The sequence below is a fragment of the Methylobacterium sp. Gmos1 genome (genome assembly GCF_053764715.1).
Genome location: NZ_JBSNCC010000015.1, coordinates 32,978 through 48,824 on the forward strand (window position 1 = coordinate 32,978; position 15,847 = coordinate 48,824).

Sequence of the window (15,847 nt, forward strand, 5' to 3'; positions counted from 1 at the left end):
ATCATTCTTGGCAGGACGCTTTCGGGCTGGACAACCGGCTTTCGCGGACATTGTTCCCGCCGCTGCGTCACCAATCTGAATGACCGCCCCTGGCCGGAAGCCGGCCGTCTCCGGTATGACGGCGCCTCGATGCCCCGGGCGGTCCGGGGCGGACGCGATGCGCCCCCCCGTGACACGCCCCACCTCCCTGCCGCTGATCCAGGTCCTGCGGGCGCTCGCCGCCGTGATGGTCGCGGCCGGCCACGCGCAGTTCGAGGTTGCGGGCCTCGCGGCCCGGGCGGGCCTCCCTTACGCGCCAACGGCCTGGCTGCCCTGGCCGGCGGGGGTCGACGTGTTCTTCGTCATCTCGGGCTTCATCATCGTGCACGCGGCGGCCCCTCTGCACGGCCGGGCGGATGCGCGAAGAACCTTCCTCGCCCACAGGATCGCCCGGGTGGTGCCGCTCTACTGGCTCGCCACCACCCTCTACCTCGCCCTCGCCTGGATGCGGCCGGGCCTCCTCGGCGCCGATGCGGGAGGGCCGGCCTACCTCGCTGCCTCCTACCTGTTCTGGCCGATGGCGCGGGCCGACGGAGCGGTGCAGCCGCTCTATTCCCTCGGCTGGACGCTCAACTACGAGATGGCGTTCTACGTAGTCTTCGCCCTCGTGCTGCCCCTCGGCGGGCGCCGGGCGGTGCTCGCCGTGGTCGCGCTCCTCGGCGGCTTCGTCGTCCTCGGGCAGGCGGCGGGGTCGATGCCGGTGGCGCCGGCGTTCTGGAGCGACCCGATCGTGCTCGAATTCGCCTGCGGCGCCGCGCTCGCCCTCGCGCGGCAGCACGGCTTGCGCCTGCCGGGCCCGGCGCGCCTCGCGCTCGCCGTGGCCGGCCTCGCCCTCCTGTCGCTCGCCGGCGCGGCGCCGGCTCTCCCCCGCTGCCTCGCCTGGGGCGGGCCGGCCGCGCTGCTGGTCGCGGCCGCGGCTCTGGGACCGTCGGGTATCGCGCCCCCGCGCCTGCGCCTGCGCCTGCGCCCGGCGGTGATGCTGGGGGACGCGTCCTACGCACTCTATCTGGCTCATCCCTTCGTCGTACGGGGGACGCGCGTGATCGCCGAGGCCATCGGCCTCGCGGCGGCACCCGGGCTGCTGACGATCCTGATGCTGGTCCTGGCGTGTCTCGCGGCGCTGGTGCTGCACCGCACCGTCGAGCGGCCCCTCACCCGGGCCGCGCGGGCGCTGCTCGAACCGGCCCGGCAGCGGGCGCCGGCCGCGAATTAAGGGCTGACAAGCCCGGATGCCCCCTTGCGAGGGCAGCGTGAACCCGTTGACACTCCATCGGTGGCATGCTGTTTCGCCATGCGATACGCGCATAAGCGCGAGCGAGGAAACGCAGGGGTGACGCGCCGACATGGCCCAACCGACCACCCACGTCGAGGAACGGCCCCGGGCCGGTAACACGGCTCAGGACATCGTCCTGTCCACCGAGGGGTTGACCAAGGAGTTCAAGGGCTTTCGCGCCGTCAACGGCGTGACGCTCGAGGTGACGCGCGGCACCATCCACGCGCTGATCGGCCCGAACGGCGCCGGCAAGACGACCTGCTTCAACCTGCTGACGAAGTTCCTGGTGCCGTCGGCGGGCTCGATCCGCTACAACGGCCGCGACATCACCGGAATGAAGCCGGCGGACGTCGCCCGGCTCGGCTTGGTGCGCTCGTTCCAGATCTCGGCGGTCTTCCCGCACCTGACGGTCAAGGAGAACGTCCGCATCGCCCTGCAAAGGCGCAAGCGCGGCGACTCGTTCGATTTCTGGCGCTCCGAGACGGTGCTGCGCGCCCTCAACCAGGAGGCCCTGCAGCTCGTCGAGGCGGTCGGCCTGTCCGACTTCGCCGACATCCCGGCGGTGGAGCTCTCCTACGGCCGCAAGCGGGCGCTCGAGATCGCCACCACGCTCGCGCTCGAGCCCGAGATGCTGCTCCTCGACGAGCCGATGGCCGGCATGGGCCACGAGGACGTCGACCGGACCGCGGCGCTGATCCGCCGGGTCTCGAAGAACCGCACCATCCTGATGGTCGAGCACAACCTGTCGGTCGTCGCCTCGCTCTCCGACCGCATCACCGTGCTGGCGCGCGGCCAGGTGCTGGCGGAGGGCGACTACGCCACCGTGTCGAAGGATCCCCGCGTGGTCGAGGCGTATATCGGAGCCGGTCATGGCTGAGGCGGTGATGACGAAGCCGGTCGCGCAGGCGGGTGCGGGCGCCGCCCCGCTGCTGGCGATCGAGGGCCTCGAGGGTTGGTACGGCGAGAGCCACGTGCTGCACGGCATCACCTTCGACGTGAAGCCCGGCGAGGTGGTGACGCTGCTGGGCCGCAACGGCGCCGGCAAGACCACGACCTTGCGCGCCATCATCGGCATCTTGGGCAAGCGCAAGGGCTCGATCCGCTACGACGGCACCGAGACCATCGGCATGGCCTCGCGCAACATCGCCAAGCTCGGCCTCGGCTACGTGCCGGAGGAGCGCGGCATCTTCTCGAGCCTGTCGGTCTACGAGAACCTGATGCTGCCGCCGCGGGTGAAGCCCGGCGGGATGACGGTCGAGCAGATCTACACCCTGTTCCCGAACCTCAAGGAGCGCGCGGGCAGCCAGGGCACCAAGCTCTCGGGCGGCGAGCAGCAGATGCTCGCCATCGGCCGCATCCTGCGCACGGGGGCCAAGCTGATCCTGCTCGACGAGCCGACCGAGGGCCTCGCCCCGGTCATCGTGCAGCAGATCGGCCGCACCATCGCCCGGCTGAAGACCGAGGGCTACACGATCGTCCTGGTGGAGCAGAACTTCCGCTTCGCCCAGACCGTGGCCGACCGGCACTTCGTGGTCGAGCAGGGCCGGGTGATCGACATGATCCCGAACGCCGAGCTCGACGCCAACATCGACAAGCTGCACACCTATCTCGGCGTGTGATGCGGGCGCGGGTCCTCCTCACGGCCCTGCTGATGGGCCTTGCGCCCGATGTGGCAGCGCTTGCGGGAACGCCGGTGAAGATCGGCGTGCTGAACGACCGCTCGGGCGTCTACGCCGACATCTCGGGCGAGGGCTCGGTCGTCGCCGCCCGCATGGCGGCGGAGGATTTCCGCTCCCTCGGCCCCGACCTCGGGGTCGAGATCGTGGCGGGCGACCACCAGAACAAGCCCGGCGTCGGCGCGGCGCTTGCTCGCGCCTGGTACGACCGGGAGGGGGTGAACGCGATCTTCGACGTGCCGACCTCCTCGGTGGCGCTCGCCGTCCACCAGGTCACCCGCGAGAGGAACAAGGTCTTCGTCGATTCCGGCGCCGGCACCGCCGACCTCACCGGGCCGGATTGCTCGCCCAACACCGTGCACTGGACCTTCGACACCGTGGCGCTGGCGAACGGCACCGGCGGCGCCATGGTCAAGCGCGGCGGCGACACCTGGTTCTTCGTCACCGCCGACTACGCCTTCGGCGAGGCGGTGCAGCGCGACACCACGGCGCTGATCCTGCGCAACGGCGGCAAGGTGCTCGGCAGCGTCAAGACGCCGTTCCCGGCCTCGGACTTCGCGCCGTTCTTGCGTCAGGCGCAAGGCTCGGGCGCCAAGGTGATCGGGCTGGCCAATGCCGGCGGCGACACGATCGGGGCGGTGCGCGAGGCGGCGCGGCTGAAGGTGACCGAGGGCGGCCAGGCGCTCGCCGGCCTCCTGATCTTCTCCTCCGACATCCACGCCCTCACCCCGAAGGTGGCGCAGGGGCTGGTGCTCACCGAGCCGTTCTACTGGGACCTCAACGACGCCACCCGCGCCTTCTCCGAGCGGTTCGCCCGCCGGTTCGGCGGCCGCAAGCCCACCGCCGCCCAGGCCGGGGTCTATGCCGGGGTGCTCCACTACCTCAAGGCGGTGGCGGCCCTGCGCTCGGGCGACGACGGCCGCCGGGTGGTGGCGAAGATGAAGGAGCTGCCGACCGACGACCCGCTGTTCGGCAAGGGCGCGATCCGCGCCGACGGCCGCAAGATCCACGACATGTACCTGTTCGAGGTCAAGAAGCCCGCCGAGTCGAAAGGCGAGTGGGACCTCTACCGGGTGCTCGCCACGATCCCCGGCAGCGAGGCGTTCCGGCCCCTCGACCAGGGCGGCTGCCCCCTCGCCGTCAAGGCGGCGCAGGCGGAAGGAGCGAGGCCCTGACGTGCGGTCGCCGGCCGGAGCGGCGGCGACCGTGGGGCGGGGGCATGGACGAGTTGGACGGGACCGCGCCACGCGGTCTCACCGAGCCGGGGCCGGACAAGCCCCGCAGCGAGAAGCGGGCGCGGCGCTCGAACGAGCGACGCGAACCCGCCGGACGGCCGAAAGTCGAATGCCGTCGCAAACGGGCGGCGCCATCAGGGAGGATGTTTGATGCTGAAACGGTTGTTGCTCGCCAGCGCGCTCTGCGCCGCAGCCACGGTCCAGGCGCTGGCGCAGACGCCGGTGAAGATCGGCGTGCTGAACGACCGCTCGGGCGTCTACGCCGATATCTCGGGCGAGGGCTCGGTCGTCGCCGCCCGCATGGCGGTCGAGGACTTCAAGGCCGCCGAGAAGGGTCTCAAGGTCGAGATCGTCGCCGCCGACCACCAGAACAAGCCCGACGTCGGCGCCTCGATCGCCCGTCAGTGGTACGACCGCGACGGCGTCGACGCGATCTTCGACGTGCCGACCTCCTCGGTGGCGCTCGCCATCAACCAGGTCACCCGCGAGAAGAACAAGGCCTTCGTCAACTCGGGCGCCGGCACCGCCGACCTCACCGGGCCGCAATGCTCGCCCAACACCGTGCACTGGACCTACGACACCGTGGCCCTCGGCAACGGCACCGGCGGCGCGATGGTCAAGCGCGGCGGCACCACCTGGTTCTTCCTTACCGCCGACTACGCCTTCGGCCAGGCCCTGCAGCGCGACACCACCGAGGTCGTCACCAAGAACGGCGGCAAGGTGATCGGCGCGGTCAAGACCCCGTTCCCGACCGCCGACTTCTCGTCCTTCCTGCTCCAGGCCCAAGGCTCGGGCGCCAAGGTGATCGGGCTCGCCAATGCCGGCGGCGACACCATCAACGCCATCAAGCAGGCGGCTGAATTCGGCATCACCGAGGGCGGCCAGGCCATCGCCGGCCTGCTGATCTTCTCCTCCGACATCCACGCCCTGACGACGAAGATCGCGCAGGGGCTGGTCCTGACCGAGCCGTTCTACTGGGACCTCAACGACGGCACCCGCGCCTTCTCGGACCGCTTCGCCAAGCAGGCCGGCGGCAAGAAGCCGACCGCGGTCCAGGCCGGGGTCTATGCCAGCGTGATCCACTACCTCAAGGCGGTCGAGGCGACGAAGTCGGCCTCCGACGGGGCCAAGGTCGTGGCGAAGATGAAGGAGATCCCGACCGACGACCCGCTGTTCGGCAAGGGCACGATCCGGGCCGACGGCCGCAAGATCCACGACATGTACCTGTTCGAGGTCAAGAAGCCGGCCGAATCGAAGGGCCCGTGGGACCTCTACAAGACCCTGGCGACGATCCCCGGCGCCGACGCCTTCCGCCCGCTCAGCCAGGGCAACTGCCCGCTGGTGAACAAGAGCTGACCTAACGTCCGGCCGGCGGCGCCTTCGCGCCGCCGGCCTCTCCCGAACCCGGCCCGGTCCCCACGCGAGTCGCCAGACCCCATGCCCACGATCCTCGGCGTCCCCATGCAGGCGCTCTTCGGCCAGCTCCTGCTCGGCCTCATCAACGGCTCGTTCTACGCCATCCTGTCGCTCGGGCTGGCGATCATCTTCGGGCTGTTGAACATCATCAACTTCACCCACGGCGCGCAGTACATGATGGGCGCCTTCGTCGCCTGGATGCTGCTGAACTACGTCGGCCTCGGCTACTGGTGGGCGCTGCTCCTGGCGCCGATCATCGTCGGCCTGTTCGGGGTGATCCTCGAACGGTTGCTGATCTCGCGGCTCTACAAGCTCGATCACCTCTACGGCCTGCTGCTCACCTTCGGCCTCGCCTTGATCATCCAGGGCCTGTTCCGCAACGAGTACGGCGTGTCGGGCCTGCCCTACGCGATCCCCTCGGAACTGTCGGGCGGCCAGCGCCTGCCGTTCATGTTCCTGCCGAACTACCGCGGCTGGGTCGTCGTCGCCTCGCTCGTCGTCTGCATCGCCACCTGGCTGGTGATCGAGAAGACCAAGCTCGGCGCCTACTTGCGGGCCGCGACCGAGAACCCGACGCTGGTCCAGGCCTTCGGCGTCAACGTGCCCCTGCTGCTCACCCTCACCTACGGCTTCGGCGTCGCGCTCGCCGCCTTCGCGGGCGTGCTCGCCGCGCCGGTCTACTCGGTGAACCCGAACATGGGCGCCGACATCATCATCGTGGTGTTCGCGGTCGTGGTGATCGGCGGCATGGGATCGATCCTCGGCTCGATCGTCACCGGCTTCACCCTCGGGCTGATCGAGGGCCTGACCAAGGTGTTCTACCCGGAAGCCTCCTCGACCGTGATCTTCGTCATCATGGTGCTGGTGCTGCTGGTGAAGCCCGCCGGCCTGTTCGGCCGCACCGCCTGACCGCCTCGCCTGAAGGAACGCGACAATGTCCTCCGCCGCGGCGTCCACCGACGCCACCCCGATCGCCACCGCCCTGCCCGAGGGCCGGGACGCCAAGGCGTTCCACCGCCTCGTCTTCGTCATCATCGCGGTCCTGCTCGCGGTGCTGCCCTTCGTGCTCTACCCCGTCTTCCTGATGAAGGTGCTGTGCTTCGCGCTGTTCGCGCTGGCCTTCAACCTGCTGCTGGGCTATGGCGGCCTCCTGTCCTTCGGCCACGCCGCCTATTTCGGCATGGCGAGCTACGTCACCGCCTACACCGCCAAGGTCTGGGGCCTGACCCCGGAACTCGCGATCCTCGGCGGCACGCTGATGGCGGCGCTTCTCGGCCTCGTCTTCGGGGCGCTGGCCATCCGGCGCCAGGGCATCTACTTCTCGATGATCACCCTGGCGCTCGCCCAGATGGTGTTCTTCTTCTCGCTCCAGGCGAAGTTCACCGGCGGCGAGGACGGCATCCAGGCGGTGCCGCGCGGCCACCTGTTCGGGGTCATCAGCCTCGCCGACGACCGGGTGCTCTACGCGCTCGTGGCGGTGATCTTCTTCCTCGGGCTCTTGCTGATCTACCGCATCATCCACTCGCCGTTCGGCCAGGTGCTGAAGGCGATCCGCGACAACGAGCCCCGCGCGATCTCGCTCGGCTACCGCGCCAACCAGTACAAGCTCGCGGTGTTCGTGCTCTCGACCACGCTCGCGGGGCTCGCCGGCTCGACCAAGGCGATCGTGTTCCAGCTCGCCTCGCTCACCGACGTGCACTGGTCGATGTCGGGCGAGGTGGTGCTGATGACGCTGGTCGGCGGCATGGGCACGGTCTTCGGCCCGATCCTCGGCTCCTTCGTCATCATCGCGATGGAGAACTACCTGGCGCAGTTCGGCGCCTGGGTGACGATCATCCAGGGCTTCGTCTTCGTGATCTGCGTGCTGGTATTCCGCGAGGGGATCCTGGGGCTGGTGGCGCGGACGCTGAAGCGGCCGCTCTAGCTGCGTCCGGGCTGGAATGGAGGCGGCGCCGGTCCCGCGAGGGGCCGGCGCCGCCTTCGTTTTGGTCTCCCGCTCCGGCTCGCTGAGCGCTGTTCTTAAGACAGAGGCTGATACCCTCCACGTCATCCCGGGGCCGCGCAGCGGAACCCGGGATGACATCCGAGGGTGTCCGCCCCCTCACCGCCCCCGTCCCTCCCGCCACTTCAGGAACTCCTGGTAAAGCTGGTCGCGGTCGACCTCGCCACCGCTCCGGCGCTGGCCCAGGAACTGCGCCACCTCGCCGGGCGCTGCCGCGGCCCGAGGGGCCGGGGTGCGGTGCTCCAGCCAGTCCCGGGCCGCCGGGAAGCGGGGCCAGTCGGCGACCTCGGCGGTGAGGTTCACCTCGCGCCATTTCGGGTGCCGGGGGGCCTTGAGGAAGCTGTCGTACTGGCTGAAGAACGCGTCGACGAAGCGGGCGATGCGGTTGTAGCGCTCGCTGCCCCGCGGCCAGTTGTAGGCCGCCAGGATCGAGCCGACGGCCAGCGTGCGCACGACACGCCCCTCCGCCGCCAGGAGCGGGTAGTCGGCGTGGCTCAGCTCCGCCGGCATGTAGCTCTCGGCGGCGGCCCCGGCGAAGGGCACGTCGAGCAGGTGGAAGCGGTCGCCGGCCTGGAACTCCGCCAGCACCGCCACGGGCTTGGCCGCCACCGAGACCATTGCGGCGATCTCGCCACGCTCCAGCAGGCCGAGCGCAGTCGGCTGGTCGACGTTGACCGGATCGACCGCGAGGCCGATGCCGGCGAACATCGCCCGGCCGGACACGTCGGTGCCGCTGCCGCGCACGTCGAAGCTCACCTTGCGGCCGGCGAGCTGGCGGATGTCGGCGATCTCTCGCGCGGCGACGACGTGCAGCTCGTCGTTGAACAGCCGGGCGATGGCGGCGATGTGCGACCGGGCGTCGCCGACCCGCTTGTCCTTGCGCAGCTGGTCGAGGGAATCGGTGCGCACGAAGGCGATGTCGATCCCGCGCAGGTAGCGCAAATCGTAGGCGTTCTGCCCCGCGCCCTTGCCCATCACCGGCAGCACCCGCAGGTCCTTCACGCCGTCGAGCACGAAGGCGAGGTCGCTCGCCATGCGGAAATAGGTGCCGCCCGGCGTGCCCGAGATCACCGCCACGGTGTTGGCGTTGAGATGGTTGCCGAGCGCCAGGTCCTCGGCGCTCTCCCGCGGGGCGGAGGCCGGTGCCCGCGGCCTGGGACGGGCGACGGCGGCCGGCCGGGCCGGCGCCGGCGCGGCAGCGGGCGGGGAATCGGCGGGCTGCGCGACGGCCTCCGGGGCGGTCCAGGGCAAGAGAAGGGCGAGCCAGAGCGCGGCGCGGCGGGTCATGCGGGGTCTCCCCGTCCAGGCATCGTTCGCCGAACTGGGCGCCGGTTCGGCGGTGAGAATGACGCGAAGGCACGAAACCGAGCGGAGCGGCGCCATGCCGCTCCGCTCGGGACGCGGGTCACTCGCCGCCCCAGGGAGCAGCGAGCGAGGGCACGAAGGGAACCGGCAGGCCGGCCTGCCGGACCGGGCTGATCCAGCCCGGCGGCCCGCGATGCGCAGGGGCAGCCGGCGTCTCCGCGGGATCCCGCCCGGCGACGTCCGGGTTCGCCGGTCCGGGGGTGCCTCGCGCCTGGCGGTACAGGGCGCTCGCCCGCTCGGGGTCGCCGCGCAGGCCGCGGACCTTCAGGGCCGCGAGCGTGTCGGGGTCGTAGGTCTCGGCGAGGAGCGCCGTGGCCTTGGCGCTGCCGCTGCGCACGCCGAACGTGAGAAAGAGCCGCGCGCCGCTGATGTCGCCGCGCCCGAGCAGGATCGCGACCCGCGCCAGCAGGCGCTCCTCGTCGGGCGTCTCCGCGGCGCCCACCGGCATCGGTGCGGCGGGCGGCTCCATCCGCGCCGCCGGGCCGGGGCGGGCCTGGAGCGCGAGCGCGGGTTGCGGTGCCTTCGCAGCCCTGGCCTCCAGACCGGCCTCGTCGGCGCGGTCGCGGCCGGCTCTGAGGCGAGCGAGGCGCCCGCGCGTCTCGGCGGCCAGGCGCTCGGCGGCGAGCCGGCCCTGCTCGGCCCGGTCGCGGGCGCCGGCGGTCTGCGCCTCGCGGGCGACCGCCTCGGCCTCGGCGACCTGGGCGGCGCGCAGGGCGACGGCCAGGCGGCGCAGCCCCGCCCGCATCATCGCCCGCTCCCGCGACGCGGCCTGGGCCTGCGCCTGGTGGGCGAACTGCGCGGCCTCGGCCGCGGTCTCCAGCACGGCGACGCGCCGGCGCGCCTCGGCGAGCGCCGCGGCCATCTGCTCGGATCGCGCCCGCTCCTCCGCCAGCGCCTGCCGGCGCTCGTCGGCGACCTCCTCGGCGGCCCGGCGCGCCTCCTCGGCGGCAGTCCTGGCCTGCATGGCGCCGTCCGGCTCGGGCGCCTGGGCCGTCCGCGCCCGCAACTCCTCGACCTCGGCCCGGGCGGCGATCAGGTCGCGGCGGGCCGTCATCGCGGCGTCGGACAGGGCGTTGGCGCGCGCCTCCTCCTGCTCCAGGCGCCGCCGGGCGGTGTCCGCCTCGGCCTCGGCCTGCCGCACCCGCCCCTCGGCCCGTCGCCGGACCTCGTCGAGGGCCCGGGTGTCCGCGCCGGCCCGCGTGGGCTCGGGCGCTTTCGGTGTCGGGGCCTGAATGGCCTGGTCGTCCGCCGCCGGCCGCGCCGGATCGCCCGCCTGCCGGGCCAGGATGACGCGCGCCTGCATCTGGCGCGGCACGCCGGCCCGGTCGGCGTCGCTGACATCGGTCCAGGCCGGGGTGGCCGGCGGAGGCGTTACCGGCGCCGGCCCCGCAGGCGGCGGGCCGCTCTCCATCGTCAGCGTCGCGCCGACCCCTCCCAGTGCCAGGCATCCTGCCAGGCCGAGCCAGAATTTCATGACGCGCCCCTCCGGCACGAGCGGGCGGGTCTCCGCGAGGAAAGCCGCACCGTCTCCTTGCGGCCGACATTGGGCCGTCGGGGCACCCGGGAGCTATCTGGGCGATGGGGGTGCCCGGCGCGGCGCACCCTCTCCGAGAGGCGTAAGGGAAGCCCTCCCCTTTCGGGTCAGGCGAGTGCCCGCCGGATCGCCGCCCGAACCCGCTCGGGGGTCTCGAAGGGGAGGAAATGGGTGGTGCCCGGCACGGTCTCGACCGTCACCGACCCGCGATCCTCGGTGAGCGCGCAGGTGCTGCCGGTCTCGCCCCGCAGGATTTCAGCCGGGCAGGACAGGCGGGCGAGCGCCGCCCAGGGGTCGTGGCCCTGCGCCATATAGCTCGACGCCTCCCAGGCCCCGGTGCAAGCGAGGGTGACGCCGCCCGGCACCTCCCGGAACCCGTCCGCGACGTAGTCGGCGAGCGGCGCCTCGGGCCAGGTGCGGAACGCGCCGCGCCCGCGATAGGCGGCGAGCGCCGCCTCCCGGGACGGGAAGTCGCTGCGCCGCTTCAGGGCTCCTTCGGCGAGGCCGGCATGGCCCTGGCCGCGGCGCTCCGGCGGCTGGATCACCGGATCGAGGAGCACGAGGCGTCGCACTCGCCCCGGCCGCGCCGCGGCGGCGAGCAAAGCGGCGGTGCCACCCATCGAGTGGCCGATCAGCACGAGCGGCGGCGCGTCGAGCCGGTCCATCAGGGCGAGAAGGTCGTCGGTGACGTCCTGCCAGTCGCTCCGTCCGGCGGGCTCCGCCGGCAGGGTGGTGCGGCCGTGGCCGCGATGGTCGTAGGCCAGCACGTGCAGGTCGGCGAGCGGCGCCAGCAGGCTGCGGTAGGTGCGGGCGTTGAAGCCGTTGGCGTGGAGCAGCAGCGCGTCGAGGGACCGGTCGGCCGGCCCGAAGTCGAGGGCGGCGAGGTGCCCCTCGGCGGGGTCGCCGATGTCGATCGTCCGCCGCACGAAGTCGCTGTCGCTCACGCCCTCATCCCCTTCGGTCGCGCCAGGGCGGTGCCGGCCGCACCCAGCGCCATCAGCACCGCCGTACCGAGGAAGACCGCCCGCATGCCGACATGCCCGCCGATGAATCCGCCGAGCAGTGGCCCCACCACCTGCCCGACATATTGCGACGAGGTCGAATAGCCCAGCATCGTCCCGGCTACCCGGTCGGGCACCGAGTGGCGGATCACGCTGGCGATGCAGGGCAGGAGGCCGCCGAGCGCCAGGCCCATCAGGAAGCGCAAGGCCACGAGCTGCCACTCGCTCGTCACCAGGGCCTGCGGCACGAGGAGCACCGCCGAGGCGGTCAGGCTCGCGGTAATCACGGTCCAGGGGCCGATCCGGTCGGCGAGGCGCCCGAGACGCGGCGCCGACAGGATGCTCCCCAGGGCGGTCGCCGACATCGCGAGCCCCGCGATCAGGGTGACGCGGGCCGGATCGGGCGTCAGCTCGGCGACGTAGACGGTGATGATCGGCTCGACCGACATCACGGCGAGCATCAGGAGCATGCCGGTCGCCAGCATGGCGAGCGCCGGGCCCTTGTCGGGGATGCTGGAGAAGCCCCCGCCGCCCCGCGCGGATCTCGGCGGGCGCGGCTCCTCGCGGATCAGGAAGAGCGTCGCCAGGAAGGCGAGGAAGATCACCGCGCCGGCGGCAAAGAACGTGGCGCGGATGCCGATGACCGGCGGCAGCACCCCGCCGACGAGCGGCCCGACGAGGTTGCCCGCCATGATGCCGGAGGCCAGCGTGCCGAGCGCCCAGGCCGAGCGGTCCTTCGGCGTCTGGGTGGCCACCAGCACCGTCGAGCCCGAGGCGTAGCCGCCCAGCAGCCCCGCGAGCAGCCGCAGGCCCACGAGCTGCCAGACGTTGCCGGCGAGCCCGATCAGCGACATCGCCACCGCCATGCCGAGGCTCGCCCGGATCAGCATCAGCTTGCGGCCGTAAAGATCGGCGAGCCGTCCCCAGAGCGGCGCGACGAGCGCGGCGCTGAAGAAGGTCGCCCCGAACGCGACGCCGGACCATTGCACGATCGCCGCCTGATCCTTGACGCCCAGCTCCTCGACGTAGAGCGGCAGGAACGGCAGGAGGAGGGTCATCGCCACGATGGTGGTGAAGGAGCCGAACACGCAGACCGCGAGGTTGCGCCGCCAATGGGCCTCGGCCGGTGCTTCGTCGGCGGTCGCCGCGCTGCCGTCGCGGGTCATCCTGGGTTTCCTCCCCCTCATAAGGATCGCCATCGAGGCGCACACTTCCCCCCTCTCCCCGCGGGCGGGGAGAGGGCTGTGTTCCCGTCCAGGGAACACGGCTAGCGGAGGCGAAGCCGGAGCGACGGTGAGGGGGTGTTTCAGGAGGAGCCACAGCCGGCACCACCCCCTCACCGTCGGCTACCGCCTCGCCGCACCCCCTGAACGGGGGCACGGCCCTCTCCCGCCCGCGGGGAGAGGCGATGCGCGCGACCCGGCGTGTTGAAGCGACAGGCCTTCCCGGCGCAGAGGCCCGCGCCGCTCGAGCACTTCGAAGGTCCGACCGTAGACGCCTCGCCGCCCGGCGCGAAGCCGCCTTGGCCGCGCGCCGTCATGCCCTGGTGTCATGCCCCCGGCCGCCAGTCCGGCCAGGCCGCGACGCGGTGCACCAGCCGGCGGTCCCGCGCCGCCTCGCCGAACGGCGCCAGCACCCACTCCCATTCCCGCACCGCCGGCCCCAGATCGACGCCGTAGAGAAGATCGATCCGCTCCAGCACCCGTCCGTCCCGGTCCTCCTCCGCCTCGTCGCGGTCGGTCACCAGGCAGATGCGCCCGGGCAGCCCCGCGAGCGCGTCGAGATGGGCCGCCACGATGCGGGCCCCGAAGGCGTCCGGGTCGATCCAGGACCCGAGCCGGCCCGCCGCCTCGAGCCGCGCCACCGGCAGGATCGGCAGCTGCGACAGGAGGTTGGCCGAGATCACGAGGTCGGCCTCGCGGCAGACCGGCGGCAGCACCGGGCAAAAATCCCGGCCGCGGCCGAGCAGCAGGTCCTGCGTGCCGCTCAGGTCGTGGACGAGGCGTACGACGTTGGGGCGGCCGCGCGCCCGGAGCCGCCCGCGCCAGGGATGCACCGCATCGACCAGCACCACCCGCCGGAACGCGCGGGCGAGGTCGTCGATCGGCACGTCGTCGAGGAGGCCCGAACCCAGCACCACGGCGGTGTCCTGCCTGGGCAGATCCGCCATCGCCGCCCGCACCCCGTCCTTCGCCTGCGCCAGGTGCGGCGCCCAGGCGGCCCGACAGCGCCGCGAGCGCGCGGCGAGCCGCACGCTGTCGCCGGCATAGCCGAGGCGCCGCGCCGGCAGCGAGGCCGGCTGGACGAGCTAGTGCAGGAGATCGAGGAGCACTTACAGCCCGCTTGCCTCTAGACCTCCTGCCTCCACCACGAAGCGCGCCACCGCCTCGACGCCGTCGCCGTGGCGCAGGGATGCGAACACGTAGGGACGCTGGCCCCGCATGCGCTTGGTGTCCTCCTCCATCACCCCCAGATCGGCGCCGACGAGGGGCGCGAGGTCGGTCTTGTTGATGACGAGGAGGTCGGAGCGGGTGATGCCGGGCCCGCCCTTGCGCGGGATCTTCTCGCCGCCGGCGACATCGATCACGTAGATCGTCAGGTCGGCGAGCTCCGGCGAGAAGGTGGCAGCAAGGTTGTCGCCGCCGGATTCGAGCAGCACCAGGTCGAGGGCCGGGAAGCGCCGGCGCATCTCGGCCACCGCCGCGAGGTTGATCGAGGCGTCCTCGCGGATCGCCGTGTGCGGGCAGCCGCCGGTCTCGACGCCCATGATGCGCTCCTCGGCCAGGGCGCCGGCCACCGTGAGGAGGCGCGCATCCTCCTTGGTGTAGATGTCGTTGGTGATGGCGCAGAGGTCGTAGCGCTCGCGCAGGGCCTTGCACAGGCCCTCCATCAGGGCGGTCTTGCCCGACCCGACCGGGCCGCCGATGCCGACCCGCAGGGGCCCGTGGCTGGATGTCATGGTGTGCTCGGTCTCCGTGAAGCTTGGAGCGTTTTCTGACGCAATGAATACCGGTTCGTCGCGGGTATGCGGCACAATCAAAGACCTAGAGAGCTTCGCGATTGCAACGCGATCGTGAAGCGCTCTAGTACAGCCGCCCGCCGTTCGGCACCGGCCGCTCGGGGGCAATCAGCACCACCGCACCCTCCCCGTCCGGCACCCCGAGGGTCAGGACCTCGGAGCGCACCGGTCCGACCTGGCGCGGCGGCAGGTTGACGACGCAGAGCACCTGCCGGCCGATCAGGGCCTCGGGCGCGTAATGCACCGTCACCTGGGCGGAGGATTTTCTCAAGCCGAGCGCCTCGCCGAGATCGATGACGAGGCGGTAGGCCGGCCGGCGCGCCTGCGGGATCGGCGCCGCCTCGACGATGGTGCCGACCCGCACGTCGAGCTTCAGGAAGTCGTCGATGGCGATCGGGGCCGGCGGTGGGGTCTCGTCCATGGGGTGTCCGGGCTGGAGAGCGGGAACGACGCTCGTGCGAGCGGTGATGAGGGAGGGCTCGGCGACGATCCGAACGTCGAGGTGTCAGGCCGCCTCGCTCACGGCCCTGCCGCCATCGCCCGGGCCCCTGTCGATCTGCCCGTCGAGGTAGCGGCAGGCCAGGGCGATGTAGCGGGGAATCTCGCGCTCCTTGGCGTAGTAGGCGACGAGACGGCGCGCGATGCCGAGATGGGCGGCCGCGGCGTCGAGGGTCAGCCGGTTCCGCTTCAGGAAGGCGGCGAAGTCGTGGTTCGTCATGGTCTCGGCCGCCAGTTCCTCGACGGACTCTGCGCCGATCTCAAGGTCAGGATACCCTGCCCAGGCAAGCGTCGCCCCCCACTCGCCGACCTCGACGGTCTCGAAGGGCACCGTACCGTCGCGCAGGGGCCGGAAGACTTTGAAGGTGACGATCACCGGAGCGAGGTCCACGCTGTCGGTCCGGCCGACGCGCTCGCCCTCGACCCAGGTGACGCTCACGGTGAACGGCTTGCCCGTGGGCGCGACGGTGGCCAGCTTCGGCAGGCGCCGGCCGACCGTAACGATCTCAGTCTCGCTCATTGAGACGCCTCCATTCGGCGAGCAGCGCCTCAGTCCGCCCCGCGACCCAAGCGACGGCTTCAGCGAGAGCCGGACGAGAATAGGGCCCCTCGATCACCCGAAGGGTCCGGATATCGACGAGAGCGTGGAAATCCGGGCCGATCAAGTGAAAGTGCGGCGGGTCGTGGTCCCGGGATCTCACCTCGATCCGGAAGCCGTCGAACCGGTGGAAGGTCGGCAGGCGTCGCCTTCCTTGCGCAAGAGAGGTTTAGTGCACATGATGCACTCAC

16 protein-coding genes are annotated in these 15,847 nt (G+C 71.8%); 7 read left to right on the top strand and 9 right to left on the bottom strand.

The genetic code is table 11. The features are described 5' to 3' along the window. Nucleotides 1-169: 169 nt before the first annotated feature. The 7 genes from ACS5PV_RS23710 to ACS5PV_RS23740 all read left to right on the top strand — a co-directional run bounded on the left by ACS5PV_RS23710 (nucleotide 170) and on the right by ACS5PV_RS23740 (nucleotide 7,563). A complete protein-coding gene (locus ACS5PV_RS23710; RefSeq protein ID WP_455397807.1) occupies nucleotides 170-1,252 on the top strand; it encodes an acyltransferase family protein in 1,083 nt (360 codons plus the stop codon). Nucleotides 1,253-1,382: 130 nt separating this feature from the next. Next, a complete protein-coding gene (locus ACS5PV_RS23715; RefSeq protein WP_455397808.1) occupies nucleotides 1,383-2,189 on the top strand; it encodes an ABC transporter ATP-binding protein in 807 nt (268 codons plus the stop codon). Continuing rightward, nucleotides 2,182-2,931 (top strand): ABC transporter ATP-binding protein, encoded by a 750-nt coding sequence (locus ACS5PV_RS23720; RefSeq protein WP_455397809.1) that lies wholly within the window; start codon nucleotides 2,182-2,184, stop codon nucleotides 2,929-2,931. Before ACS5PV_RS23715 ends, ACS5PV_RS23720 begins: the two co-directional genes overlap by 8 nt. Beyond that, nucleotides 2,931-4,163: an ABC transporter substrate-binding protein gene (locus tag ACS5PV_RS23725; protein WP_455397810.1), complete on the top strand. Its 1,233-nt coding sequence runs from the start codon at nucleotides 2,931-2,933 to the stop codon at nucleotides 4,161-4,163. The genes ACS5PV_RS23720 and ACS5PV_RS23725 overlap by 1 nt, the downstream gene beginning before the upstream one ends. Nucleotides 4,164-4,373: 210 nt before the next feature. Next, nucleotides 4,374-5,579, top strand: a complete 1,206-nt coding sequence (locus ACS5PV_RS23730; RefSeq protein ID WP_455397811.1) for an ABC transporter substrate-binding protein — start codon at nucleotides 4,374-4,376, stop codon at nucleotides 5,577-5,579. An 81-nt stretch (nucleotides 5,580-5,660) separates the two neighbouring features. Then, nucleotides 5,661-6,548 carry a branched-chain amino acid ABC transporter permease gene (locus ACS5PV_RS23735; RefSeq protein ID WP_455397812.1) on the top strand — a complete coding sequence of 296 codons (888 nt, stop codon included), beginning with the start codon at nucleotides 5,661-5,663 and terminating at the stop codon, nucleotides 6,546-6,548. A gap of 25 nt (nucleotides 6,549-6,573) precedes the next feature. Further along, a complete protein-coding gene (locus tag ACS5PV_RS23740; protein WP_355285731.1) occupies nucleotides 6,574-7,563 on the top strand; it encodes a branched-chain amino acid ABC transporter permease in 990 nt (329 codons plus the stop codon). Nucleotides 7,564-7,740: 177 nt separating this feature from the next. Here the strand turns inward: ACS5PV_RS23740 and ACS5PV_RS23745 are convergent, their stop codons facing one another. From ACS5PV_RS23745 to ACS5PV_RS23785, 9 genes are all read right to left on the bottom strand, one after another. Beyond that, the gene (locus tag ACS5PV_RS23745) at nucleotides 7,741-8,928 is read right to left on the bottom strand and encodes a TAXI family TRAP transporter solute-binding subunit (protein ID WP_455397813.1); all 1,188 of its coding nucleotides are present in this window, start codon (nucleotides 8,926-8,928) and stop codon (nucleotides 7,741-7,743) included. Nucleotides 8,929-9,046: 118 nt separating this feature from the next. Further along, the gene (locus ACS5PV_RS23750; protein ID WP_455397814.1) at nucleotides 9,047-10,480 is read right to left on the bottom strand and encodes a hypothetical protein; all 1,434 of its coding nucleotides are present in this window, start codon (nucleotides 10,478-10,480) and stop codon (nucleotides 9,047-9,049) included. 167 nt (nucleotides 10,481-10,647) lie between these two features. Continuing rightward, nucleotides 10,648-11,484, bottom strand: a complete 837-nt coding sequence (locus ACS5PV_RS23755; protein ID WP_455397815.1) for an alpha/beta fold hydrolase — start codon at nucleotides 11,482-11,484, stop codon at nucleotides 10,648-10,650. After that, nucleotides 11,481-12,707 carry an MFS transporter gene (locus ACS5PV_RS23760; protein WP_455397816.1) on the bottom strand — a complete coding sequence of 409 codons (1,227 nt, stop codon included), beginning with the start codon at nucleotides 12,705-12,707 and terminating at the stop codon, nucleotides 11,481-11,483. The genes ACS5PV_RS23755 and ACS5PV_RS23760 overlap by 4 nt, the downstream gene beginning before the upstream one ends. A gap of 383 nt (nucleotides 12,708-13,090) precedes the next feature. Further along, the gene (locus ACS5PV_RS23765) at nucleotides 13,091-13,831 is read right to left on the bottom strand and encodes a hypothetical protein (RefSeq protein ID WP_455397906.1); all 741 of its coding nucleotides are present in this window, start codon (nucleotides 13,829-13,831) and stop codon (nucleotides 13,091-13,093) included. A 42-nt stretch (nucleotides 13,832-13,873) separates the two neighbouring features. Further along, entirely contained in the window at nucleotides 13,874-14,500 is a 627-nt protein-coding gene (gene ureG / locus ACS5PV_RS23770) for an urease accessory protein UreG (protein ID WP_455397817.1), read from the bottom strand. 124 nt (nucleotides 14,501-14,624) lie between these two features. After that, nucleotides 14,625-14,981, bottom strand: a complete 357-nt coding sequence (locus ACS5PV_RS23775; protein ID WP_455397818.1) for a tRNA-binding protein — start codon at nucleotides 14,979-14,981, stop codon at nucleotides 14,625-14,627. 84 nt (nucleotides 14,982-15,065) lie between these two features. Then, nucleotides 15,066-15,578, bottom strand: a complete 513-nt coding sequence (locus tag ACS5PV_RS23780) for a DUF2442 domain-containing protein (RefSeq protein ID WP_455397819.1) — start codon at nucleotides 15,576-15,578, stop codon at nucleotides 15,066-15,068. Then, a complete protein-coding gene (locus tag ACS5PV_RS23785) occupies nucleotides 15,565-15,798 on the bottom strand; it encodes a DUF4160 domain-containing protein (RefSeq protein ID WP_455397907.1) in 234 nt (77 codons plus the stop codon). Before ACS5PV_RS23785 ends, ACS5PV_RS23780 begins: the two co-directional genes overlap by 14 nt. Nucleotides 15,799-15,847: the final 49 nt, after the last annotated feature.

What these genes read in the sequence shown, in the direction of transcription:
- ACS5PV_RS23715 (WP_455397808.1), top strand. Translation starts at nt 1,383, where the DNA reads ATGGCCCAACCGACCACCCACGTCGAGGAACGGCCCCGGGCCGGTAAC.
- ACS5PV_RS23735 (WP_455397812.1), top strand. Translation starts at nt 5,661, where the DNA reads ATGCCCACGATCCTCGGCGTCCCCATGCAGGCGCTCTTCGGCCAGCTC.
- ACS5PV_RS23720 (WP_455397809.1), top strand. Translation starts at nt 2,182, where the DNA reads ATGGCTGAGGCGGTGATGACGAAGCCGGTCGCGCAGGCGGGTGCGGGC.
- ACS5PV_RS23760 (WP_455397816.1), bottom strand. Translation starts at nt 12,707, where the DNA reads ATGACCCGCGACGGCAGCGCGGCGACCGCCGACGAAGCACCGGCCGAG.
- ACS5PV_RS23740 (WP_355285731.1), top strand. Translation starts at nt 6,574, where the DNA reads ATGTCCTCCGCCGCGGCGTCCACCGACGCCACCCCGATCGCCACCGCC.
- ACS5PV_RS23730 (WP_455397811.1), top strand. Translation starts at nt 4,374, where the DNA reads ATGCTGAAACGGTTGTTGCTCGCCAGCGCGCTCTGCGCCGCAGCCACG.
- ACS5PV_RS23745 (WP_455397813.1), bottom strand. Translation starts at nt 8,928, where the DNA reads ATGACCCGCCGCGCCGCGCTCTGGCTCGCCCTTCTCTTGCCCTGGACC.
- ACS5PV_RS23780 (WP_455397819.1), bottom strand. Translation starts at nt 15,578, where the DNA reads ATGAGCGAGACTGAGATCGTTACGGTCGGCCGGCGCCTGCCGAAGCTG.
- ACS5PV_RS23775 (WP_455397818.1), bottom strand. Translation starts at nt 14,981, where the DNA reads ATGGACGAGACCCCACCGCCGGCCCCGATCGCCATCGACGACTTCCTG.
- ureG (WP_455397817.1), bottom strand. Translation starts at nt 14,500, where the DNA reads ATGACATCCAGCCACGGGCCCCTGCGGGTCGGCATCGGCGGCCCGGTC.
- ACS5PV_RS23725 (WP_455397810.1), top strand. Translation starts at nt 2,931, where the DNA reads ATGCGGGCGCGGGTCCTCCTCACGGCCCTGCTGATGGGCCTTGCGCCC.
- ACS5PV_RS23750 (WP_455397814.1), bottom strand. Translation starts at nt 10,480, where the DNA reads ATGAAATTCTGGCTCGGCCTGGCAGGATGCCTGGCACTGGGAGGGGTC.